This window comes from Actinomyces sp. oral taxon 849 str. F0330 (genome assembly GCF_000239715.1).
In the GTDB taxonomy this organism is placed as follows: Bacteria; Actinomycetota; Actinomycetes; order Actinomycetales; family Actinomycetaceae; genus Actinomyces; species Actinomyces johnsonii.
Genome location: NZ_JH470350.1, coordinates 2,448 through 24,696 on the forward strand (window position 1 = coordinate 2,448; position 22,249 = coordinate 24,696).

The following is a 22,249-nucleotide window of genomic DNA, read 5'->3' on the forward strand; positions in this document are numbered from 1 at the left end:
GAGGCCGTCCAGACGGCGCTGGCCCTTGGCGCTACCCGGGCGCGGGGTGAAGGTCCCGGCCCGGTCCCGGGGCACCCCGATCTCGAAGGGCCCCATCCTGACGAGTCCACCGTCTTGGACGTGGTTCCGTTTCTGGCGTTACCACGAGCCTGGGAGGTTGGCTCGCCCCTGTCGTAACCCAGGTGCTCGCTCAAGCCAAGCGGCCAGGCCCCTCTCCAAGGCCTCCCTTGGTGCAGTGCCGGCAGCAGACCATCAGTCCCGGTCATGCTCACCTGCCCGGCACCAGCTCTGCTCAAACAAGCCATCCAGAGCCCCAGCCGAGCGCAGCTGGCCGACCACATCCCGACCACCAGCAGAAGCCCTGTTGTCATCATCAGTAGCAGTCATCAGTGTCAGTCCTTCCACAAGGGCTTACACAAACCATTGAACAGGCTCCTCCTGTGCGGGAGGTGCCCCCTTCTACGATCAGTCACGTCCTTGACGCCCCTGTTGGCCAGCTCGGCGCAGACGAGCCGCCCTTCAAGGAGACTCCTTCCCCGGGCCCAGATACTTAAGCCACGTGCTTGACTCCCGTCCATGCCCCGCCCCGACCGCGATGTGGGCTGAGCGGGAGGCGACCCGGTGAACAGGCGCGGACCATCGGCCCGGATCGCGCCCGTGGTAGACCACCGGAAAGAGGACTCCTCCAGCGGACGCGTGCTGCCACACGCGCGACAGCCTCAGCAGGCCGCGTCGGCGGGTCCTCGAAATGATCCCCACGCCGAGCACCCGCGCTGAGCGTGGAGGCCAGGTGGTGCTGGATATCCCTTACGCCTCAATTCCACCGGCGCATCAGGCCTGGTGATTCACACGCATCCAGCCCGCCCCGGTCGGCACTGGCCCGTGGCGCTACCCGGGCGCGGGGTGAAGGTCCCGACCCGGTCCCGGGGCACCACAGGTCTCAAAGGGCCCCATCCTGACGAGTCCACCGTCTTGGACGTGGGCCCGTTCCTGGCGTTACCACGCGCCTGGGTGGTCGGCTCGCCCTTGTCGTAGCCCAGGTGCTCGCTCAAGCCAAGCAGCCAGCCCCCTCTCCAGGGCCTCCCTTGGTGCAGGGCCGGCAGCAGACCATCAACCCCAGTCATGTTCACCTGCCCGGCACCAGCTCTGCTCAAACAAGCCATCCACAGCCCCAGCCAAGCGCAACCGGTCGACCACATCCCAACCACCAGCAGAAGCCCTGTTGTCATCATCAGTAGCAGTAACCAATACCAGTCCTTCCACAAGAGCTCACACAAACCATTGAACAGGCTCGCCCTCCCCGGCTCAGGGCCGTGGCCCAGTGCTCTCTCCTTGCCGACGCCCGGTACTGATGAAGACCTCGATGTCCTCGATATCCATCTCTCCTGCCGCCTCTCGGTCAAGCCGATACGGGGCCAGCCGGTGGACGACCGGTCCCGCACCCACGCCTGCGAAAGACCTCACACACAGCGGGCCGTTCCCCTTATCAGCGGTCACCAGCGCCCGGCTGCCGCAGGTGACTTTCGCCCCCCGGATCATTAGAAGACAGGGGCAAGACATCATGCCCACAGCAGCTGGCCCAGCCCCGGACCACCCGGGACCACCAACAAGGTAACGGGGTGATAAACCGCGTGGCCTTGGGATGTCTCTGGCCGGCAATGACGGCCAGGGTCCGGTTGGCCTGAGCCGTGAGGGTCTGGTTGTCTCGGGTCGCGCGGCGCTTGGAGTAGGCCCACACGGCTCTCCATGAGCCCGGATGTTCGGCCGGTTCCCACACCGGCTCATGACGCTTGTGCACGTCCTGCTCCTTGGGGCTTGACAAATAGTCACTAACGACGCGAGACGCTAGCATTACCCCCATGGATCCCTTTGAGATGACCGTGGCCGCGGACGTTGGTCTGCCCGCACTCATCCTGTCGACTCCGACCGGGGAGGACATCGACCGCATCGCGGAGATCTGCCGGGAGACCGACATCCAGGAGTGGATCGTCATTCCCCGCGGCTACCAGCGCAGTGACGCGCAGTTCTTTGTCGAGCAGGTCGTTGCCGATGGCTGGAGCGAGGGCCGCGAGCTCACCTGGGCGGTGCGTGAAGTCGGCGACGACGACGCATCGTCGACCCTGGTGGGCATGCTCGGTGTGTCTCTGAGCGGTCCGGAAGACGCTCGGACGGGAGAGATCGGCTACTGGCTCACTGCGGCTGCGCAAGGGCGCGGCACTATGACCCGCGCCGTCGCCGCCTTCATCGATACTGCCTTCGCTCTGGACGGTCCTCTGAACCTGTCTGCACTGCGGTGGCGTTGCGCCATCCATGACTCAGACCGTGGCCTGGTGCCCAACTGGGCCTCCTGGAAGGTCGCCTGGTCGCTCGGCTTCCAACGGGAGGGGCGAGTGCGTCGTCTTCTGCTCAATGATGGAGCGCTCCGTGACGGCTGGATCGCCACCCTGCTGCCCGATGATCCACGTAGGCCGCAAGCCCCCTGGGATGGTCCTGTCGACGCCGATGGTGTTGTTCCCCTCGTGGCGCACGACGGCGTCGGAGAGCGTGAGGGGGACGATCCCGAGGCGCTTGTGCGCCGTTTCCACCACATCTACGGACTTCCCGTCCAGACCGACGGCGCCAGCCTCGAGCGCGAGAGCCTGAGCATGCGTATGAGCCTCATCGCCGAGGAGTTCGCCGAGCTCGTCGGCGCCGTCTACGGGCAAGCGGCCCGCACCGAGGTCGAATCGGGCTACCGCCGCGCTGTGGTCGCCGACGATGGCGCTCGTGACACCGTCGAGGCCGCCGACGCCCTGGCTGACCTCATCTACGTCATCTACGGCATGGCCCTGGAGACAGGAATTGATCTGGCAGCCGTGCTCGCCGAGGTGCAGCGCTCCAACATGTCCAAGCTGGGCGCCGACGGAAAGCCGATCTACCGCGAGGACGGCAAGGTCCTTAAAGGTCCGGGCTACTTCGCGCCGGACGTGGCTGAGGTGCTGCGTCGCCGGAGCCTGCGCTGAAGAAGGTGATCGTCGCAACCGTAACTGCACTATATGTATAGTAAGTTATGGTCATGGCTCGTGCTTCTGGACTTCGTGCCTGGGCGGCCCTGGCCGTCCTGACCCTTACTGTGACCCTGCTGGCTATCGACTCCACGGTGATGGCGATCCCCTCACTGAGCGTGGACCTGAGCCCAACAGCTAGCCGGTTGCTGTGGATCGGCGACATCTATTCCTTCACCCTGGCCGGTCTCCTGGTCACCATGGGCAATGTCGCCGACCGCATCGGTCGACGGCGTCTCCTGCTCCTCGGGACTCTCGGCTTCGGCGCGGCCAGCATCATGGCGGCTTTCGCGCCCAGCGCAGGAGCCCTCATCGCCGCACGAGCCCTGCTGGGCGTCGGCGGCGCCACGATCATGCCCTCCACCCTCTCCCTGATCCGCAACATCTTCCTCGACGCCCGCCACCGCACCACTGCGATCGCGATCTGGTCGGCTGGCAGCTCCGGCGGCATGGTGCTGGGCCCGCTGGTCGGTGGGATTCTGCTCGAGCACTTCTGGTGGGGCAGCGTCTTCCTCATCAATGTTCCCGTCATGACTATTGTCATCATCGCCGGTCTGTGGCTCCTGCCGGAGTCCAAGAACGACCATAGCGCCCCGGTGGACCTGGTCTCCGCAATCCTGTCGGTCCTGGCCATCGTGCCGATCACCTACGCCGTCAAGTCCTTCGCCCACGACGGCCTTACCGTCATCGCGGTAGCAGCACTGGTGGGCGGCCTCGTCGGCGGATGGCTGTTCCTCAGGCGTCAACGTACGCTGGCCACGCCGCTGATCGACGTCGAGCTCTTCAGACGACCCGCATTCACCTGGGCGATTGCGGCCACTGTCCTGGCGATCTTCGCGCTGTCCGGCCTCCTCTACTTCTTCTCCCAGTACCTCCAGCTCGTTCGGGGCTACTCCACGCTCCGAGCGGGACTGACCGAGCTGCCCGCATCGCTGGCCTCCATCGTCGTTGTCGCAGTCGTGGCTGCGGTGGTGCGCCGACTTGGCAACGGTCGGGCGCTCGGAAGTGGCCTGCTCATGGCCGCGGTGGGACTGATTGTGGTTGCTCTGGGGGAGTCCTACGGTGGAATCGTTGTGATCTGCGTCGGCCTGCTCATCATCGGCGCCGGTATCGGCATGGCCTTCACGGTCTCCACCGGGGCGGTCCTGGGATCGGTGCCGGCGGATCGGGCCGGAGCGGCCTCCGCCATCTCCGAAACCGGACTCGAACTCGGCGTCGCTCTGGGGATCGCGGTGCTCGGTACGATCCAGGACGTCGGCTACCGGTGTCTGCTTGGGCAGGCCCCTTCCGGTCTTCCAGTCCGGGTGGTCGATGCCGCCGAGCAGTCCCTGGCCACTCTGTCGGGCGTCATCGACCGGACCGATCCCGGGCAGGCTCGGCTGCTGGCCCAGACCCAGACGGCCTTCACCTACGCCATGCAGGCCACCGCCGTCATCGCCGCCGTGATCCTCCTGGTCGCGGGCGTCATGGCCGCGCGTCATGTTCCGGTCACCAGTGATGACGAGTGAGGAGACCCCATGAGAACCTCGAACCGGGACCGCATCATCACCGGGGCACTCGAGCTCGTACACTGTGACGGGTTCGACACGCTCACCTTCGACGCTCTGGCCGAGCACGTCGGATTGACTCGTGGCGGCATCATCTACCACTTCCATACCAAGGCCGAGCTCCTGGAGGGAATTGCGAGCGCCTTCCAGGAGCGATGGCGGGCCGAGGCACTGGAGGCACTGGGCAAGCCGCTGGACGAGGCGAGCCGCGCCGAACGCATCGATGCCCTGACGCGCTCCGTCGTCGACGGCGAGATCCTCCCCGGCGAGGTCAGCTTCGTGCTCTCGGCCACGCCGGAGGCGGAGATGCTCAAGGACGCCTGGAACGCGCTGCGCCGTGAGTGGGTGGGGGAGATTTCCGAGCTGACCTCGATGCAACGCGTGGCGCTGCTGGCGGTGGATGGATGGTGGGCCAACCGCGCCGTTGACAGTGACAGCCAGGACCCTGACGATCCCGAGATCGCCGAGCTCATTGTGTCCCTGGCGGCAGGAAACGTGCCTGACCAGGTACGTGATAGATCTTTCGGTAAGGACTAATGACCCACAAACCCCTGCTTGTTGTACTTGAGAAGCCTCCGGCTCATGGCACGATGGGCCCATGAGCGAGACCACCGACGGCACCGACCTCCCGGAGTCGAACGTCTTCGCCAAGCCATGGCCGCTCGACCTTGGCCTGCCCGGCTTCACGGCCGTGGACCACGCCGACATCGAACCGGCCATCCGTGCCGGGATGGCTGCGGAGCGCCAGGAGTGGGAGGCGATCGCCACCAACGAGGCCGAACCCACGATCGCCAACACCGTCGATGCCCTGGAGCGATCCGGGGAACTGCTGGAGCGAGCGCTGACGGTGTTGGACGCCTTGACCTCCGCCACCGACTGCCCGGACCTCGATGAGCTCGAGGAGGCGCTCGCTCCCGAGCTGGCGGAGCACTCCGACGCCTACCACCTCGACTCGCGTCTCTATCGGCGTTTCAAGACCCTTGACGACCTCGTCGCGGCCGCACCCGACGGCGAGGACGCACGTGACACCGACAACGCCGTCATCGACGCCGAGACCGCCCGTCTCATCCGTCTGACCGTCGAGGAGTTCGAGCGCAACGGCGTCGGCCTGGACGAGTCCGACACAGATGCCCTCAAGGCGATCAACGCCCGCGTCAACGCGCTCAAGATGCGTTTCTCCGTCCTGGCCACCGAGGCCATGCATGCCGCTGAGGTTGCCAACGTCACGGTCCCGCCCTCCCTGGCCACCACCCGCCCCCACAGCGCCAGACGCGCCTTTCTGGAAAGGTCCATGAGTCGAGGGTTGGGTAAGCAGGACGACGCCGGCGACACCCGGGGAATCGTCCTGGAGCTCGCGGCGCTGCGTGCCGAACGGGCCGCCCTCCTGGGCTACCCGCACCACGCCGCCCTTGTGGCCGCGGAGTCGGCCGCACGAACCACTGAGGCGGTGTCCGAGATGCTGGCCCGCCTCACCCCGCCCGCCATGGCCAATGCCCGACGCGACGCCCAGGTCTACGCCGCCCGCATGGACAGTGACCCCCAGACCCAGGCGGGGGAGACCTTCGGCCCCGCCGACTGGCCCCTCTACGAAACCGCAGAGCGCAAGGACCGCTTCGGTGTCGACGACGAAATTCTGGCCCCCTACCTGGAGCTGTGGAGTGTCGTCACCGAGGGCGTCTTCTACGCCGCCAACCGTCTCTACGGCATCACCTTCCACGAGCGCGAGGACCTGGCCGAGCACATGTACGCCCCAGGCGTACGAGTCTGGGAGGTGCGCGACGGTGAGGAATCGGAGGCGCCGGTTATAGGGCTCTTCGTCGGTGACTACTACGCCCGAGCCGGTAAGTCCGGGGGCGCCTGGATGGACAGCCTCGTCACCGGCTCGGCGCTCGCCGGCCGCAGGCCAGTGGTCATCAACTGCTGCAATATCGAGCAGCCCACCTCCGGCCCGGCCCTGCTGACCTGGGACGAGGTCATCACCTGTTTCCACGAGTTCGGACATGCCCTGCACGCCCTGCTCTCCGAGGCCCGCTACCCCTCGGCCTTCGGGACCGCCGTGCCTCGGGACGTCGTCGAGTTCCCCAGCCAGCTCAACGAGAAATGGGCCCTTCACCCCGAGGTGCTGTCCAGCTACGCACGCCACGTGGACACCGGCGAGCCCCTGCCGGCCGAGCTGGCCGAACAGCTGCGCGGCCAAGGCACCTTCGGGCAGGGTTACGCCACCACGGAGTACCTGGGAGCAGCCCTGCTCGACCAGGCCTGGCACACACTGGCCCCCGCCGAGGTGCCACACGATGTTGCCGAGGTGGAGGGGTTCGAGAACCACGCCCTGGCCGAGGCCGGGATCAACGACGCGCTCGTGCCCCCGCGTTACCGCACCACCTACTTCTCCCACATTTTCGCCGGCGGCTACAGCGCGGCCTACTACGCCTACATCTGGAGCGAGGTCATGGATGCCGACGCCATCGAGTGGTTCACCACCGATGGTGCGATCAACGGCGACCTCGGCCTGAACCGCCAGGCCGGGGAGTCCTTCCGCCGTGAGTTCCTCGCCCGTGGCGACTCCCGAGACCCGCTGGTCTCCTACCGCGCCTTCACCGGGCGCGAACCCAGCATCCTGCCCCTTCTCAAACGCCGCGGACTCACCTGACGGGCGCGGTCCGCCTCCTCACTCTCATCACCGGAAGGAACACAATATGGCTCGCGTCACCATCGTCGGCGGTGGATACGGCGGTATCACCGTCGCCAAGGCCCTCGACGACGTCGCCGAGGTCACCCTCGTGGAGCAGAAGGACACCTTCGTCAGCCATGCCGCAGCGCTGCGGGCGGCGGTCGACCGGGACTGGGCGGAGAAGATCTTCCTGCCCTACGACCGGCTCCTAACCAACGGGCGCGTCGTCCACGGAACGGCGCTGGCCGTGCGCGGAACCACCGTCGAGGTCTCCGGGCACGGGCCGATCGAGGCCGACTACCTTGTACTGGCCACCGGGACCGCCTACCCCTTCCCGGCCAAGCACATGGAGTCCTCATCCATCATCGCCAAGGCCCGCATCGAACGGGTTCACGCCAACCTCGAGCAGTCCTCGCGGGTGCTCATCGTGGGAGCCGGGGCAGTCGGCATCGAGCTGGCCGGGGAGATCACCTCGGCGTTCCCGGGCATCAAGGTGACGATGCTGGAGGCCGCCGAGAGGATCCTGCCCGCCGGCGACTACAAGCCTGAGATCCGCGAGGCCATCTCCGACCAACTGGTCCAGCGCGGGGTGGAGATCATCACCGGCGATTCCCTCAGCTTCCTGCCCCCGATCGACGTCGGTGTGCTCTCGCCCTTCCGAGTCACCACCCAGGGAGGACGCCTTCTGGAGGCGGACATGTGGTTCCGCGCCTACGGCTCGGCGGCCGCCACCGGATTCCTCAGTGAGGACTATGACGAGGTCCGCCACTACGACGGAACGATACGCGTCGACGAGTACCTGCGCGTGATGGACCACCCCGGGGTCTGGGCAATCGGCGACATCACCGACGTGCGCGAGTCCAAGCGAGCCGACGCCGCTCGGGCGCATGCCCGAGTCGTCGCCAGTAACATCGCCGACCTCATCGCGGGTCGGGAGCCCAGCACGACCTACACGCCCGGAACTGAGCGGATCATCCTGCCCCTCGGCCCCCACGGCGGCGCCTCCCAGATTCTGCGTGACGGCGTGCGCATCGTCGTCGGGCCCGAGGAGACCAGTAGGATCAAGGGGGAGGATCTCTTCCTGGGCTTCATTTGCCAGGAGCTGGGAGTCGACCAGGACTCATGACGGCGGTGCGACGCGAGCCGCCATAGTGGCTCGCTTGTGCACCGGGCGGAGAGAGAGCCGGTAGTGTGTCCCACATGACGAACGACCCGCGGTCCGCGCTCAACCGACTCATCGCCGCCTTCGAGGCGCACCTGGATGCTGCCGCGACCGGCGACGAGCTCTCCCCGGCCGTGGTCGCGGCCGAGAACGCTCTTCAGGACGCCTTCTTCACCTACGATGACTCGTTGTTCACCGCCTACGGCATCGAGCTTCCCTTCGAGGCCTTCGACTCCGACGGTGATGATGACGATGATGACGAGGACTATGACGACGACGGCGAGTACGACGACGATGATGATGACGATGATGATGAGGACTATGACGACGACGGCGAGTACGACGATGACGACGACTGACTGAGGTTTCTCGGCAGCCCATCGTTCAGTAGTGGGGCCCGCGCCAGGTGCGCGGGCCCCACTATTCTCTGTGAGGTCCTCGGCATGGACGCGCCCACGAGGTCGGCGAGCAATGGAGCTCACCCTCGTGAGGGGCTGAGTGCTGGCCGGGGTGGCTCAGAATCGCTCGGGGTAACCGAGCTGCAACGAGGTGACCTCGTCCAGGGCGTGGCGGATCTGAACCGGAAGCTCCAGGTCGTCGGCTGAGAGCACGCCCTGGAGCTGAGCCGGTGTACGCGCCCCCACGATGGTGGAGGCGATCCCGGTGGCGTCACGGGCCCAGGCCAGGGCCACTTCGGCCGGCTTGCGGTCCAGGCCCGAGGCAGCGGTGGCCACGGCCTCGACGACACCCCGGTGCGGATCTCCCAGATAGGGGGATACGTAGGAGCGCAGGTGCGGTGAGGCGGCCCGCGAGTCAGGAGGAATCGTCGCCCGGTACTTGCCCGTGAGGACCCCCCGCCCCAGGGGCGCATAGCCCAGGATGCCGAAACCCAGGGCCTGGGAGGCGGGCATGAGCTCGCGTTCGATACCCCGGGAGAGCAGCGAATGCTCCACCTCGACAGCGGCCAGTCCCGGCCCCCGACCGTTCTCGCTGAGCAGATCGTGCATGCGCACCGACGCCCAGGCCGGGTGGTTGGCGATCCCCACGTAGCGAGTGCGGCCGGAGGAGACGGCCAGGCTCAGGGCATGGGCCGTCTCCTCCAGGGAGGTGGTGGGGTCGGGCACCTGAACCAGCAGCAGGTCGAGGTGGTCGGTGCCCAGTCGGGCCAGACTGGTGTCCAGCGTGTCCAGCAGTGAGCCGCGGGACGCGTCGGCCACCGAGGACCGCTCCCCGGTGCGCCAGGTGCGCACTCCGGCCTTGGAGACCAGGACGAGGTCCTGACGATCCACGTGCTCGCGCAGGAGCGCTCCGATGACCTCCTCGCTGACGCCTTCGCCGTAGGAGGCGGCTGTGTCCACGAGGGTGCCTCCGGCGTCGAGGAAGATGTCGAGCTGCTCCTTGGCCTCGAGCTCATCGGTGTCCCGGCCCCAGGTCATTGTGCCCAGACCCACGGAGGACACTCTCAGGCCGGTCCGGCCCAGTCTCCTGTGCTCCATAGGTCCAACCGTAGCGTTTCGGTCTACTTGCGCACGGTGATGGTCCAGGCCGCGTCGCCGGTGCGCTCGAACTCGGTGACGGTATAACCGTTGTCGGCAGCCCAGGCGGGAAGAGACTGAGTACCCTGGGTGCAGTCGAAGCCGATGACGAGCTCGTCGCCGATATCGAGGTCCTCCATGGCCTCCTCCGCCTCGATGACTGGGAAGGGGCAGACTTGGCCGGTGGTCTCCAGAACAGTGCGCATGAGTATCTCCTTGGTTGTAGTGCGTTGCCGTGACGTCGTCGGTGGACTGCCGGTGAGTGTCAGACGGTGGCGGGGGTACGGACGGCGGTGCGTTCGGCGCGACGCCGCTGCCGGGGACGGATGAGAAGGAACCAGGCGGCAGCCCCGACCCCCAGGACTTGGAAGACGAGGGCGGCCCAGCCCTGCCATGACAGGAGCGAGGTCTGCACCAGGGCGTTACCGATCGAGCAGCCCCCGGCCCAGGCGGCGCCGATTCCCATGAGAATGCCGCCAATGATGGAGCGCTGGATAACCTGGGCACTGGGCACGCGGACGCGGAACTCTCCGGAGGCCTTGGCCGCGATGTAGGAACCGAACAGGATTCCTACGACCAGGAGCACGCCCCAGTCGAGTCGCTTGGGGTCACCGGTGATGATGAGGCTCGCCAGGTTCGATGACGGCGTCGTGATTCCGAGCCCATCCGGGCGTCCTGAGGCCCAGGACGTGGGCCAGGCGACGATGGCGACGATCCCGACGAGGAGTCCCGTCACCAGCGGGTTCCACTGCTTCTCCAGCAGTAGGTGAGCCAGGCCCGTGCGCTGTGCGGGCAGCTGGACCTGGGCGGGGCGGCTGCGTCCCAGGATGATGAAGCGGTGCACGACCACGCCGGTGACTCCGGCCAGGATGACGACGCCGACCCAATCTGGCACGCCGATGGAGGCGGGGATGGTGGTGAGGTTGGTGACCCATAGTCCCTTGATCCAGGTGGTCACTCCCGACAGGATTCCGGTCTTCGATGCGGCCGCAGCGGTGGCGTATGCCACGAGCGCGAACCAGGAGCCGACCAGGCCCTCGCCGGCGCGGTAGTAGGTACCGGTGGCGCAGCCTCCGGCCAGGACGATCCCGACTCCGAAGAGGAAGGAACCGACAACGGTGGCAACCACTGACAATTTGGGGATCTCAGGTGTGATGGAGCCTGCGCCGGTGAGTACTGCGACTCCGACCGCCTGAACGGCGATGGCCAGCAGGAAGGCTGTGAACCAGCGCCAGGAGCGGGAGACCCACAGGTCGCGGAAGGCCCCGGTGATGCAGAAACGGCCCCGTTGAAGGATGAAACCGAGGACGGCTCCAATGACGAGTCCAGTAAGGATGGTGGGTGATGGCACGGTGTGGTCCTTGTCCGGCTGCTACTTTTTGGCACAAGCAGCCTGCATGGGGACCGGTGACGCAGCATAGGCGAAGAAAGAACAAAGAACAGAGACAGGCCACGTCATCCGGTGGGGGAGTGAAGTGGAGGCCTGGCTGGACGCGGCTGATGAGGCGCTGTTTCAGAGGCGCCGGGAGCCGGAGAGAACGATCTGTCTGAGACCGCCTCAGAACGCCCGAACCAGGCAGCGCATACACATGCCGGCTCCGCGCAGGGCGGTGCGGGCGGTGCGAGCCTGGGCGACGTTCATGTGCTTCTCCGTTGGGAAGTGGTTGGCGACGGTTGTCAACCGCCACGGACTGTACCGATGGTTTCTCGCCGCCGCAATTGCTGAACGGTGGCTGAGATCAGGCGACAGTACGGCGGGCACTCAGGAGGCGGGTGACTCCGTCGTGGGGTATCTGCGGCGTGGTACCGCCGAAGAGCGGGCATTGTTCCTGGAACGCGCACCAGTCGCACAGCCGGGAACGGCGTGGACGGAACTCCCCGGAGCGGGCGCAGTCTTCGACCTCGTCCCACAGGTGGGCCAGGCGGGTCTCGGTTCGCTCCAGCTCCGCCAGGCGAGGATCGTGGGTCAGAACGCGTCCATCCTTGAGGTAGACCAGCTGGAGCCGGGCCGGCGCCCGCCCGCGCAGGCGCCACAGGACCAGGGCGTAGAAACGCATCTGGAACAGCGCCTCCTCCATGAAGCGCGTGCCCGGGCTGCGACCGGTCTTGTAGTCGACCACGCGCATGGCGCCATCGGGGGCCACGTCCAGGCGGTCGACGAAGCCCCTCAGGAGCAGGCCATCACCGGTCTCGGTCTGGACGAAGAGCTCTCGCTCGGCGGGCTCCAGGCGCTGAGGGTTCTCCAAGGTGAAGTAGGTGCGGATGAGCCCACGAGCCTCATCCAACCAGCTCTCCACCCCGGCGGAGTCCTCGAACAACTCCATGACCTCCGGGTTCTTCTCCCGATGGGACTCCCACTGGCTGGGCAGTAGATCAAGAGCCGTCTCGGGGCGGCGATCGGAGGCCGGCAGGTCGTAGAGACGCTCCAGCACGCCGTGGACAACCGTCCCCTTGTGCGTGGCCAGGGAACCGGGCTCGGGGAGACGGTCGACTGTGCGCAGTCGGAACATGAGCGGGCACTGCATGAAGTCTTTCGCCCGGGAAGGGGACAGCGCCGCGCGGCGCCGCTCTATGGAACCGCGCCCCAGGCTGCCGACGGAACCCGGGCCGGTGGGCCTGACATGGGCCTGGGCGGGCGAGGTGGTGACGGTGTGCGGCTCGCTGGACATGGGGGTGACGCTACCGCGAGGAGGTGACAGGACGCCGGAGATGAAGGCGGCTGCTCCACAGCGCGCGCCGCGGTCGGTACGGGAATCGGCTGTGGCCTCCGAGCCGATGCGGCGAGCCGTCCCCGACGGCGTTAGGCTCGCGCCCATGCCTGCCTCCTCATCGACCGGCGAATGGGTGATCGCCCGTATCGGTGGCGCTCCCGTCGTCATCGCGCCGACCTCCCTCCTGCTCGGACTGCTCATTGCCGGAAGCTGGTACCCGTTGGTCTCCTCCGCCCTCGGGGTATTCGGAACCACGACCGTGCTGGCCGTCGTGGTCGCCACGGTCCTGGGTGTCGCCGGCTCGGTCCTCCTGCACGAGCTGGCCCACGGGCTGACCGGCACCCTCATGGGACGGCGCCCCACCCGCTACGAGCTCTACCTGTGGGGAGGCCGTACCTCGTTCGGGCCGGCACGCGAGTGGACCGCGTGGAAGGATCTGGCCACCTCCCTGTCCGGCCCTGCCACCAACCTGCTCATCTGGCTCATCGGGACGCTGGTGCAGGACTCCGTGCGCCTCTCGGTTCCCGTGGCCTTCACCGTGTGGGCAGTGACGCTGGTCAACCTGGCCCTGGCCATTTTCAACGCTCTGCCGGGGCTTCCCCTCGATGGCGGCTACGCCCTGGCCGCGCTCGTCGTCCAGATGACCGGTAATCGCCGGCTCGGCCTCAAAGCGGCCGGCTGGGGAGGACTCGTCGTGGTCGGCGCCGTCGTGTGGTGGTGGATTCTGCGCCCGCTTCTGTTGCAGGGCCGCCAGCCCGACGCCTTCAATCTCATCCTGGTCGTCATGGTGGGATGGTCGATCGTGGCTTCCAGCTGGCAGGTCCTCGAGCTCGGAGGAGGTGCCCGGGCCGCTTCTAAGCTGGACCTTCGCGAGCTGGCCCGGCCCGTGCGCGTCGTCGGACCCGATACGCCCCTGTCTCAGGTACGCGAGGCGCTCGCAGGCGGGACCGCCCTCGTCTTGGTGATAGACGGGACCGAGCTCGTGGGTGCGATCGACGCGGCCTGTCTCGACGAGGTCGGGCTGGGCGGCGCGGCAGATACGACGGATTCCCCTTCCGTCGCCGGCGTGACCGCGGGCCAGGTCTGCACGGTGCTGCCAGCAGCGGCGGTGACGACTGAGCTGACCGGCCAGGCGGCCGCCGACGCCATGAAACGAGCCCGAGAGGTGTCGCGCTGGCTGGTGCTCGTGGACTCAGGGACCCTGAGCGGAGCCGTTCCCACCGGCGCGCGCTGAGGGGCAGCGGCGACTGAAGCGACCAGCCGCCCGACCATGCGACAAGATCGTTAAGCTCATCGGGACCGAACGTACTGTGAATGATAACCTTCAGTTCGGATCAAATGCTTCCGGGTATCCGTGTTAGCGTCATCTTCTAAGGTGAACCATGAGCGACATCCACTCTCAGGACCTCTCTCAGGCGATCCTGGCTTCGCCGGCCAAGGCATCGATCTTCCTCACCGTGACCGTACGGAGCGGGGGCGAGGCCCAAGTCATCGATCTGCTGACCGATGTGTCCGGGTTGACCCAGGCCGTTGGTTTTCGCTACCCCGAGACGATGCTCAGCTGTGTCGTCGGCATTGGGGCAGGCATGTGGGACCGTCTCTTTGATGTGCCGCGACCTGAGTATCTGCATGATTTCACGGCACTTCAGGGAGGAAAGCACAGTGCTCCGTCGACGCCAGGAGACCTGTTCTTCCACCTGCGCGCCTCAACGCTCGACATGTGCTTCGAGCTGGTTCGCCAGATCATGCGCCGACTGGGCTCCGTGGTTGACACCTCCGATGAGGTCCACGCCTTCCGCTACCTCGATGATCGAGACCCTCTGGGCTTCGTCGACGGTACCGAGAGTCCGCGGGGGCAGGCGGCCGTCGCAGCGGCGCTCATCGACGAAGGTGCTTGGGCGGGCGGCAGCTACATCATTGAGCAGAAGTACATCCACAACCTCACCGCCTGGGACTCGTTGAGCGTCGAGGAACAGGAACGCGTCATCGGTCGCACCAAGCTCGATGACATCCAGCTTCCCGATGATGAGCAGCCCACCAACAGCCACGTCACTATGAACACCATTGAGGACGCCGACGGCAATGAGCTCCAGATCGTGCGTGACAATCTCACCTTCGGTGAGGCCTCCGGGGACCAGGGCACGTTCTTCATGAGCTACGCCGCAGACCCACGCGTCACCGAGCTCATGCTCAGGCGTATGTTCCTGGGGGAGCCCGAGGGCAACTACGACCGCATTCTCGACTTCTCCACGCCCCTGACAGGATGTCTCTTCTTTGCTCCGCCAGCCGCTTTCCTCGACGACGCCGACCAGTACGCGCACGCTGCCGTCCGACCTGAGGCCGGGCCGGAGGACCCAACCCAGCCCGCCACTGAGCTGAGCGCCGCCAGGGGCCTTGGGTTCAATGCGTCTTCTGAAGCGTCGCGTGACCAGACACCAGATGATCACAGCAACAGTGCGGACTCCGCTGCCGCGCCGTCCGACGGATCCCTTGGGATCGGAAACCTGAAAGGCCGAGTATGAACAATCTGCATCGACAGCTCGCCCCCATCTCCGAGGCTGCCTGGGGTGAGATCGACCAAGAGGCGCGGCGCACCTTCATCCGCTGGATCGCCGGACGTCGTGTCGTCGACGTGGTTGGACCCGACGGAGAGGATTTGGCGGCAGTACGCACCGGTCACCAGGTATGCGTGGACACCCCTTTCGCAGGTGTCCAGGCACACCAGCGTCAGGTCCGGCAGATCGTCGAGCTGCGGGTTCCCTTCCGGGTTAGCCGCGAGGCCGTCGATGCCGTCGACCGGGGAGCTCAGGACTCCGACTGGCAACCCGTCAAGGACGCTGTTGCACAGATCGCCAGAGCTGAGGACGGCATTGTCTTCGCCGGGCTGGCGAGCGCGGGCATTGAGGGGTTGGTTCCCTCAAGTTCTAACCCTGTCATATCGCTCCCACAGCCGAAGGATCTTCCTGACGCCGTTGCTGCTGCCCTCAAGGAGCTCCGCCTCGCCGGAGTCGAAGGTCCATACGCCCTCCTGCTTTCCGCCGAACTGTGGACCGCCGTCGCCGAGACCACTGATGACGGATACCCGATCCGCAAGCACATCGATCGCCTCCTGGATGGAGAGGTCCTATGGGCTCCCGCCATTCATGGCGCCGTTCTGCTGAGTACGCGGGGTGGCGACTATGAGCTGCACCTTGGCCAGGACCTGTCCATCGGATATCTCTCACACGATGCCGAGACGATTAAGCTCTATCTCCAAGAAACGCTCACCTTCCTTCCTTACACCTCCGAGGCGAGTGTCGTGCTGACGCACTGAGGCCGCGCACCGGTCATACACTCGCTTCTGATGAGCGAGCAGACTGAGCACACCGAGCACACGGCGACCTCACTCGAGAAGCCGTACCAGCGTCCGGCTCCCCAAGAGATCCTGGGACAGGCTGGCCGTCGTGGGCCCTTCCGCTACGGCGAGCGCATCCAAGTCACCGACACCAAGGGCCGTAAGAACACCTTCCTGCTCGACCCCCACGGCTACTTCCAGTCCGTGCGCGGCTCTTTCCATCATCGAGACGTCGTCGGCATGGACGAGGGCAGTGTCATCGAGACCGATACGGGCCACGAGCTGCTCCTGCTGCGCCCGCTCCTGGCCGACTACGTGCTGTCCATGCCCCGTGGTGCACAGGTGGTCTACCCCAAGGACTCCGGACAGGTCATCGCTATGGGCGACATCTTCCCCGGCGCCCGTGTCCTGGAGGCCGGGGTTGGCTCGGGCGCGCTGACCATGAACCTGCTCTCTGCCATCGGGGAGAGCGGCCACCTGCTGTCCATCGAGCGCCGCGAGGATTTCGCCCAGATCGCCGCCTCCAACGTGGATGCCTGGTTCGGCCGCCACCACCCAGCCTGGGAGCTGCGCACCGGAGACTTTGCCGACGTCGTCGCCGCCCGGGTGGAATCGGGCAGCATCGACCGAGTGGTCCTAGACATGCTCGCCCCCTGGGAGAACGTCGAGGCCGCCTCCTCGGCCCTGGCCCCGGGCGGGCTCTTCCTGGCCTACGTCGCCACCGTCACCCAGCTCTCGCGCACCGTGGAGGCCTTGCGCCACAGCGGGCTGTTCACCGAGCCCGAGTCCTGGGAGTCCATGGTCCGCACCTGGAACGTCGATGGGCTGGCCGTGCGCCCAGACCACCGCATGGTGGCGCACACCGGCTTCCTCCTGACCGCCCGGCGCCTGGCCACCGGTTCCCAGCCCCTGACCCGCAAGCGCCCGCCCGCCCGCGGCGCCTACGACGAGGGCGGCTACTGGCTGCCCGACGACGTCAAGGAACGCACCAGCACCGACAAGAAGGTTCGTCGCGTCCTGCGCGACTGCCGGGCCAAGCAGCCCGCCGACGCCACCGTCGTCCGCCGCGGGACCGCCGACTACTCCCAGGACGGCGATCATGCCTGATCCGTCTGCAACCGGCGCCGACACGGTGCAGCCGCTGGGCATGCCCGCCAAGGACTTCACCAGCCATCAGCTGCGCGAGGCCCGTGCCCAGGCCGTCAGCCTGGCCTCCAAGAACGAGCGCCTCGTCGCCGCCCTGGGCACCGCCCGCGAGCGCATCACCGAGCTGGGCCAGCAGCTCGACGCCGTCACCCGGCCCCCGGTGACCTTGGGCCTGCTCACCGGCCTTCCCAGTACAAGGGATCCCGGGGACTCCGGACAGGCGGGGGACGGGACCTCCCAAGAGCGCGAGGTTGCCGTGAACCTCTCCGGCCGCCAGATGCTTCTACACGTCCATCCCGGCGTGGACGATGCCGACCTCCAGGTCGGACGGCTCGTGGCCGTCAACGACCAGATGCTCGTCGTCGCCACCCTCCCCGAGCCCCAGACCGGTGAAGCCGTCACCCTCGAGGAAACTCTCGACGACGCCCGTGTCCTGGTGACCACCGGTGGGGGAGGCACAAGGATCCTCACCCTGTCCTCCTCACTGCGCCGCGTCGCCGGGACCGGAGAGGGGCTCAAGCCCGGCGACACGCTTGCCGCCGACCTGCGCGCCGATATCGCCACGGCCCTCATCGAGCGCACCAGCGTCGAGCAGCTCGTCGTTGCCGAGACCCCCGACGTCTCCTGGGCGGATATCGGGGGACTGGGGCCGCAGATCGAGCAGATCCGCGACGCTCTCGAGCTTCCCTTCACCCACCCGGACCTCTTCCAGGCCTACGGGCTGCGCGCCCCCAAGGGACTGCTGCTCTACGGTCCACCGGGCTGCGGCAAGACCCTCATCGCCAAGGCCGTCGCCACTTCACTGGCCGGCTCCGGAAGTGGTTCCGCTACGAGGAGCCGCTCGGCCGCGTTCCTCAATATCAAGGGCCCTGAGCTGCTGAGCAAGTTCGTCGGCGAGACCGAGCGCCAGATCCGCGCCATCTTCGATCAGGCCCGCAAGGCCGCTGCCGAGGACCGACCGGTGGTCATCTTCTTCGATGAGATGGAGGCGCTCTTCCGCACCCGCGGCACCGGTGTGTCCTCCGACGTCGAGACCATGATCGTGCCGCAGGTCCTGGCGGAGATCGACGGTGTGGAGTCCCTGCGCAACGTCGTCATCATCGGCGCCTCCAACCGTGAGGACATGATCGACCCCGCCATCCTGCGTTCCGGGCGCCTGGATCTGAAGATCCGTATCAACCGGCCCGATGCGTCCGGGGCTGAGGAGATTCTCGCCCGGCATCTCACCGCCGACCTGCCTCTGGCTCCTGCTGAGCTCGCGGCTCATGGGGGAGACCGTGGGGCCACGGCCGCGTTTCTGCGCCGAGTCGTCGTCGAGGCGCTCTACGTCCGCAACGAGACCACCGCCGTTCTGGAGATCACCGAGGCGCGCGCGGCCGCGAACGCCACCGTCAGGCGCACTCTCCACCTGGCTGATCTGGTTAGCGGCGCCATGCTGGCCGCTATCGTCTCCCGCGCCAAGACCGCCTCCATCAAGGACGAGCTCGCCGGGGGAGAGGGGGGACTGAGCGCGGACAGGCTCAGCTCCGCCGTCGAGACCGAGGCCCGGCAGAACGAGGAGATCACCGGTGCCACGACACCCGAGGGATGGGCTCGGCTCATCGGCGCCCGTACCTCGGAGATCCGCAGCGTGCGCAGACTCGGGAAGGAGGAGAGCGCATGAACGACATCGGCTTTCAACCGGGGCCGGTAACGCGTCCCGTCGGCCTGGAGACCGAGTTCGGGGTGCTGCGTCCGGGCGACCCGTACGCCAATCCCGTCATCCTCTCCAGCCAGGTCGTGGAGGCCTACTGCGCTTGCGCCGACGTTCCCGGCGTGCGCTGGGACTATGAGGGCGAGGACCCCCTGGCCGACCTGCGCGGCGGTAGGCTCCAGCGCTCCGTCGCCCACCCCAGCCAGCTCACCGACGATCCCACGCGCCTGGCGCCGTCAGGGGGTGAAGCGGACCCGCCGCCCGCCCCTTGGGGCTCACGCGCCCGCCCCAGCGCCGCCGAGGCGGCGCTTCCCCGTGCGACGACGGCGGTTCTCGTCAACGGTGCCAGGCTCTATGTGGACCACGCCCACCCCGAGTACTCCTCACCGGAGGTCCTCACCCCGCGCGACGCCCTGGTCTGGGATCGGGCCGGGGAAGTGGTTGCCCGGCGCGCTATGACGGCTCTGAGTGACGGTGGTGGCAGCGCCGGCGCACCAGAGGGGATCGTCCTGTACAAGAACAATGTCGACGGCAAGGGGGCGTCCTACGGATCTCACGAGAACTACCTCGTGCGGCGCGATGTGCCCTTCGAGGAGCTGGCCGCGGTCCTTACCCCCTTCCTGGTTACCCGCCCCGTCCTGGCCGGGGCCGGGAGGGTCGGCATCGGACAGCACAGCCAGCGGCCCGGTTTCCAGATCAGTCAGCGAGCCGACTACGTCGAGTCTGAGATTGGCCTGCAGACCACCTTCAACCGCCCCATCATCAATACCCGCGACGAACCGCACGCCAACGGCGCGCGCTGGCGCCGCCTGCACGTCATCAACGGCGACGCCAACCGCTTCGACGTCCCCATCTACCTCAAGGTCGCTACCACCGACCTGCTCCTGTGGTTCCTGGAACAGGCGCACCACGATGGCACCGGCGCGCTCAGGGACGCCCTGACAGACCTCAACCGGTTGGCGATCACCGGCGACCCCGTCGAGGCTCACTGGGCCGTCTCGCACGATCCCACCCTCGCCTACGAGCTGCCCACACGGAGCGGGCCCATGAGCGCCCTGGCCGTTCAACGCACCTACCTCGACGCTGTCGCCCCGGCCGTGAGACGCAGTGCCGACCCCGAGGCGCAGCGCGCTCTGAGCCTGTGGCAACAGAGCCTCGGCGCCCTGGAGCAGTGGAGTCGCGATGGATCGGGGCCGGCGGCCCACCTGGTGGAGTGGGTCGCCAAGTACGAACTGTGCGAGGGGCTGCGTCGCCGGTCGGGCACCGGATGGGATGATCCTCGCCTGGCTGCTCTCGACATCCAGTGGGCCGATCTGCGCCCGGGGAGCTCCGTCGTCGACAAGCTCGACGCTGCCGGCCGGATCCACCGACTCGTCACTGAGTCCGAAGTCCAGCGCGCCGCCGATGCGCCTCCGGAGGGCACGCGCGCCGCCATCCGCGGAACTGCCATCAACCGTTTCCCGCAGATCGTGGGCGCCTCCTGGACCTGCCTCGTTCTCGATGTCCCCGGCCACCCCGAGCTGCTGCGCCTGCGTCTGCCCGACGATGTCGCCGTCGGCGCGGATGAGACAGTGACTATCCTGGAGGAAATTGGTCGTCGGGCGGCACCTGAGAGAGACTGAGCCCCACAGCGCCCACCGGCGACGCGTTGTCCGAGAGGACGAGTGAAGGAGCACCACATGACGCCGCAATACGCCGATCAGTCCCACGGGCAGGTTCGTCGCGCCGGCGTCGAGTCCGCCGCTGAGGACGCTGAGGAACAGACCGGTACCGGAGTCCCGATGGCGTCGGTCCGGAGCATCTCAGACGCCCAAACCGCAGACGTCGACAGCATCCTGGACGAGATCGACTCGGTTATCGAGACCAATGCCGCAGCCTTCGTCCAGGGCTTCGTCCAGAAGGGCGGCCAGTGAGCATGAGTGGCCTACGGCCCCCGGCACGCCGCATCATCGGGGTGGAGACCGAGTACGGCATCACCTGCGCCCCCGCCGGAGACGGCCCACCTCCCCTGGACGCCGACCACGCCGCCCGCAAGCTCTTCGAACCGGTGGTTCAGCGCTCACGCTCCTCGAACGTCTTCACCCGCGGCGGTGCTCGCCTCTACCTGGATGTGGGCTCCCATCCGGAGTTCGCCACCGCCGAGTGCGATCGTCTTGAGGACCTGCTCGCCCAGGACCGCGCCGGTGAGCTGGTCATGGCCGACCTGGCCCAGCAGGCCAACGTCCGGCTCGCCGCCGTAGGTGTTCCCGGGCGAATCCACCTGTTGAAGAACAACCGCGACGCCCAGGGCAATGGCTTCGGCTGCCACGAGAACTACCTCGTGCGCCGTCGCGGCGACTTCTGGAACGATGCACGCACCCTCGTACCACACCTGGTGACGCGGCAGATCCTCGTCGGCGCCGGTCACATCACGGGAGACGGCGGGCTCCAGCCCGCGGCCCGTTCCACGGGCCCCAGTCGCTCGGGGTATGTCTTCTCCCAACGGGCGGACCAGATGTGGGACGCCGTCTCCTCTGCGACGACCCGTGCCAGACCGCTGATCAATACTCGTGACGAACCGCATGCCGACGCCGAGCGCTACCGGCGCATGCACGTCATCGTCGGGGACTCCAACATCGCCCAGGGATCCACTCTGCTCAAGGTGGCGGCCATGGACCTTCTCCTGGACTATTTGGAAAGCGGGGGAGACCTGAGCGACCTGGCTCTGGCCGACCCCATGAGGGCCATCCGGGACACCTGCAGTGACCTGAGTGCCGGAGTGCTCCTGGATCGCGTCGACGGCCGTACCATCACGCCGCTGGAAATGCAGGGCGAACACCTCGAACGGCTGCGCAACCACATCACAGGCGGGATCGAGGTGACTGAGCTGCATGCCGCCGCACTGGACCTATGGGAGCGGGGACTGGAGGCCGTCCGTCTCCAGGAGCCCCAGCGCGTGGCGACCGAGCTTGACTGGGCGGCCAAGCTCCAGCTGGTGACCCGTTACTGCCACAAGCACGACACCGACCTGACCGACCCGAGAGTGGCCCGGCTGGCCCTGGCCTACCATGACGTCTCATCCGATCAGGGACTGCGCCAACGTCTGGAGAACACTGGCATGCTGCGTCGCTTCGTCGGCGACGAGGCCTGTCGATGCGCGATGAACACCCCGCCCGCCACAACGCGTGCGCACCTGCGTGGCGCGGTCGTCGCCAGGGCTGAGGACCTGCGCCGCGACCTGACTGTTGACTGGGTGGGCATTCGACTCGACGATGGCGCCTCGTCCACTGTTACCCTGAGTGATCCCTTCTGCGCTGCAGATGAGCACATAGACGCGCTGCTGGAGAGCATGGAGCACTCGGCAACCGAACTCCCCGCCGGGGTGTGAGCGGCAACGTTCACGGTATCGGTGAGGCGACCGACGGAA

Annotated in this window: 20 protein-coding genes and 1 pseudogene; 14 read left to right on the forward strand and 7 right to left on the reverse strand. The window is 67.1% G+C overall.

Annotated features, from left to right (window positions below; translation table 11 throughout):
- Positions 1-845 precede the first annotated feature (845 nt).
- Both HMPREF0975_RS17280 and HMPREF0975_RS17285 read right to left on the reverse strand, forming a co-directional pair.
- Complete coding sequence (locus HMPREF0975_RS17280) at positions 846-1,232, reverse strand: transposase (protein ID WP_156808181.1); 387 nt, start codon at positions 1,230-1,232, stop codon at positions 846-848.
- 386 nt (positions 1,233-1,618) lie between these two features.
- Positions 1,619-1,792 (reverse strand): annotated as a pseudogene (locus HMPREF0975_RS17285) (IS1634 family transposase); the annotation flags it as partial.
- Between the two features lie 67 nt (positions 1,793-1,859).
- On the opposite strand from HMPREF0975_RS17285, the gene HMPREF0975_RS03965 reads away from it, so the two are divergent.
- The 6 genes from HMPREF0975_RS03965 (at position 1,860) to HMPREF0975_RS03990 (ending at position 8,783) form a co-directional block, all read left to right on the forward strand.
- Complete coding sequence (locus tag HMPREF0975_RS03965; protein WP_049939426.1) at positions 1,860-3,002, forward strand: bifunctional GNAT family N-acetyltransferase/nucleoside triphosphate pyrophosphohydrolase family protein; 1,143 nt, start codon at positions 1,860-1,862, stop codon at positions 3,000-3,002.
- A 53-nt stretch (positions 3,003-3,055) separates the two neighbouring features.
- Positions 3,056-4,552: an MFS transporter gene (locus HMPREF0975_RS03970; RefSeq protein ID WP_156808182.1), complete on the forward strand. Its 1,497-nt coding sequence runs from the start codon at positions 3,056-3,058 to the stop codon at positions 4,550-4,552.
- Between the two features lie 9 nt (positions 4,553-4,561).
- Positions 4,562-5,128, forward strand: a complete 567-nt coding sequence (locus tag HMPREF0975_RS03975; protein ID WP_009232851.1) for a TetR/AcrR family transcriptional regulator — start codon at positions 4,562-4,564, stop codon at positions 5,126-5,128.
- A gap of 61 nt (positions 5,129-5,189) precedes the next feature.
- Positions 5,190-7,241: a M3 family metallopeptidase gene (locus HMPREF0975_RS03980; protein WP_009232852.1), complete on the forward strand. Its 2,052-nt coding sequence runs from the start codon at positions 5,190-5,192 to the stop codon at positions 7,239-7,241.
- 46 nt (positions 7,242-7,287) lie between these two features.
- Positions 7,288-8,388 carry an NAD(P)/FAD-dependent oxidoreductase gene (locus HMPREF0975_RS03985; RefSeq protein WP_009232853.1) on the forward strand — a complete coding sequence of 367 codons (1,101 nt, stop codon included), beginning with the start codon at positions 7,288-7,290 and terminating at the stop codon, positions 8,386-8,388.
- Between the two features lie 74 nt (positions 8,389-8,462).
- Positions 8,463-8,783 carry a hypothetical protein gene (locus HMPREF0975_RS03990; protein ID WP_009232854.1) on the forward strand — a complete coding sequence of 107 codons (321 nt, stop codon included), beginning with the start codon at positions 8,463-8,465 and terminating at the stop codon, positions 8,781-8,783.
- A gap of 156 nt (positions 8,784-8,939) precedes the next feature.
- Here the strand turns inward: HMPREF0975_RS03990 and HMPREF0975_RS03995 are convergent, their stop codons facing one another.
- From HMPREF0975_RS03995 to HMPREF0975_RS04010, 5 genes are all read right to left on the reverse strand, one after another.
- Positions 8,940-9,920, reverse strand: coding sequence for an aldo/keto reductase (locus HMPREF0975_RS03995; protein ID WP_009232855.1), 981 nt, complete (start codon positions 9,918-9,920; stop codon positions 8,940-8,942).
- 23 nt (positions 9,921-9,943) lie between these two features.
- A complete protein-coding gene (locus tag HMPREF0975_RS04000) occupies positions 9,944-10,165 on the reverse strand; it encodes a sulfurtransferase TusA family protein (protein WP_009232856.1) in 222 nt (73 codons plus the stop codon).
- 59 nt (positions 10,166-10,224) lie between these two features.
- The gene (locus HMPREF0975_RS04005) at positions 10,225-11,310 is read right to left on the reverse strand and encodes a YeeE/YedE family protein (protein WP_009232857.1); all 1,086 of its coding nucleotides are present in this window, start codon (positions 11,308-11,310) and stop codon (positions 10,225-10,227) included.
- Between the two features lie 207 nt (positions 11,311-11,517).
- A complete protein-coding gene (locus tag HMPREF0975_RS17085) occupies positions 11,518-11,640 on the reverse strand; it encodes a hypothetical protein (protein ID WP_021606165.1) in 123 nt (40 codons plus the stop codon).
- A 58-nt stretch (positions 11,641-11,698) separates the two neighbouring features.
- On the reverse strand, positions 11,699-12,775 hold the full coding sequence (locus tag HMPREF0975_RS04010; RefSeq protein ID WP_009232858.1) for a RecB family exonuclease: 1,077 nt from the start codon (positions 12,773-12,775) through the stop codon (positions 11,699-11,701).
- Between HMPREF0975_RS04010 and HMPREF0975_RS04015 the strand changes: the two genes are divergently transcribed.
- From HMPREF0975_RS04015 to pafA, 8 genes are all read left to right on the forward strand, one after another.
- A complete protein-coding gene (locus HMPREF0975_RS04015; RefSeq protein WP_049939479.1) occupies positions 12,774-13,904 on the forward strand; it encodes a peptidase M50 in 1,131 nt (376 codons plus the stop codon). The two genes, HMPREF0975_RS04010 and HMPREF0975_RS04015, sit on opposite strands and share 2 nt — an antisense overlap.
- 148 nt (positions 13,905-14,052) lie before the next feature.
- A complete protein-coding gene (locus tag HMPREF0975_RS04020) occupies positions 14,053-15,192 on the forward strand; it encodes a Dyp-type peroxidase (RefSeq protein ID WP_009232860.1) in 1,140 nt (379 codons plus the stop codon).
- Complete coding sequence (locus tag HMPREF0975_RS04025; RefSeq protein ID WP_009232861.1) at positions 15,189-15,983, forward strand: family 1 encapsulin nanocompartment shell protein; 795 nt, start codon at positions 15,189-15,191, stop codon at positions 15,981-15,983. Before HMPREF0975_RS04020 ends, HMPREF0975_RS04025 begins: the two co-directional genes overlap by 4 nt.
- A 30-nt stretch (positions 15,984-16,013) precedes the next feature.
- Positions 16,014-17,111, forward strand: coding sequence for a tRNA (adenine-N1)-methyltransferase (locus tag HMPREF0975_RS04030; RefSeq protein ID WP_009232862.1), 1,098 nt, complete (start codon positions 16,014-16,016; stop codon positions 17,109-17,111).
- Positions 17,104-18,813: a proteasome ATPase gene (gene arc, locus HMPREF0975_RS04035; protein ID WP_009232863.1), complete on the forward strand. Its 1,710-nt coding sequence runs from the start codon at positions 17,104-17,106 to the stop codon at positions 18,811-18,813. Before HMPREF0975_RS04030 ends, arc begins: the two co-directional genes overlap by 8 nt.
- On the forward strand, positions 18,810-20,465 hold the full coding sequence (locus HMPREF0975_RS04040) for a proteasome accessory factor PafA2 family protein (protein WP_009232864.1): 1,656 nt from the start codon (positions 18,810-18,812) through the stop codon (positions 20,463-20,465). Before arc ends, HMPREF0975_RS04040 begins: the two co-directional genes overlap by 4 nt.
- A 57-nt stretch (positions 20,466-20,522) precedes the next feature.
- The gene (locus HMPREF0975_RS04045) at positions 20,523-20,756 is read left to right on the forward strand and encodes a ubiquitin-like protein Pup (RefSeq protein WP_009232865.1); all 234 of its coding nucleotides are present in this window, start codon (positions 20,523-20,525) and stop codon (positions 20,754-20,756) included.
- A 2-nt stretch (positions 20,757-20,758) separates the two neighbouring features.
- Positions 20,759-22,210, forward strand: coding sequence for a Pup--protein ligase (gene pafA, locus HMPREF0975_RS04050; protein WP_009232866.1), 1,452 nt, complete (start codon positions 20,759-20,761; stop codon positions 22,208-22,210).
- The last annotated feature ends 39 nt before the right edge of the window (positions 22,211-22,249 follow it).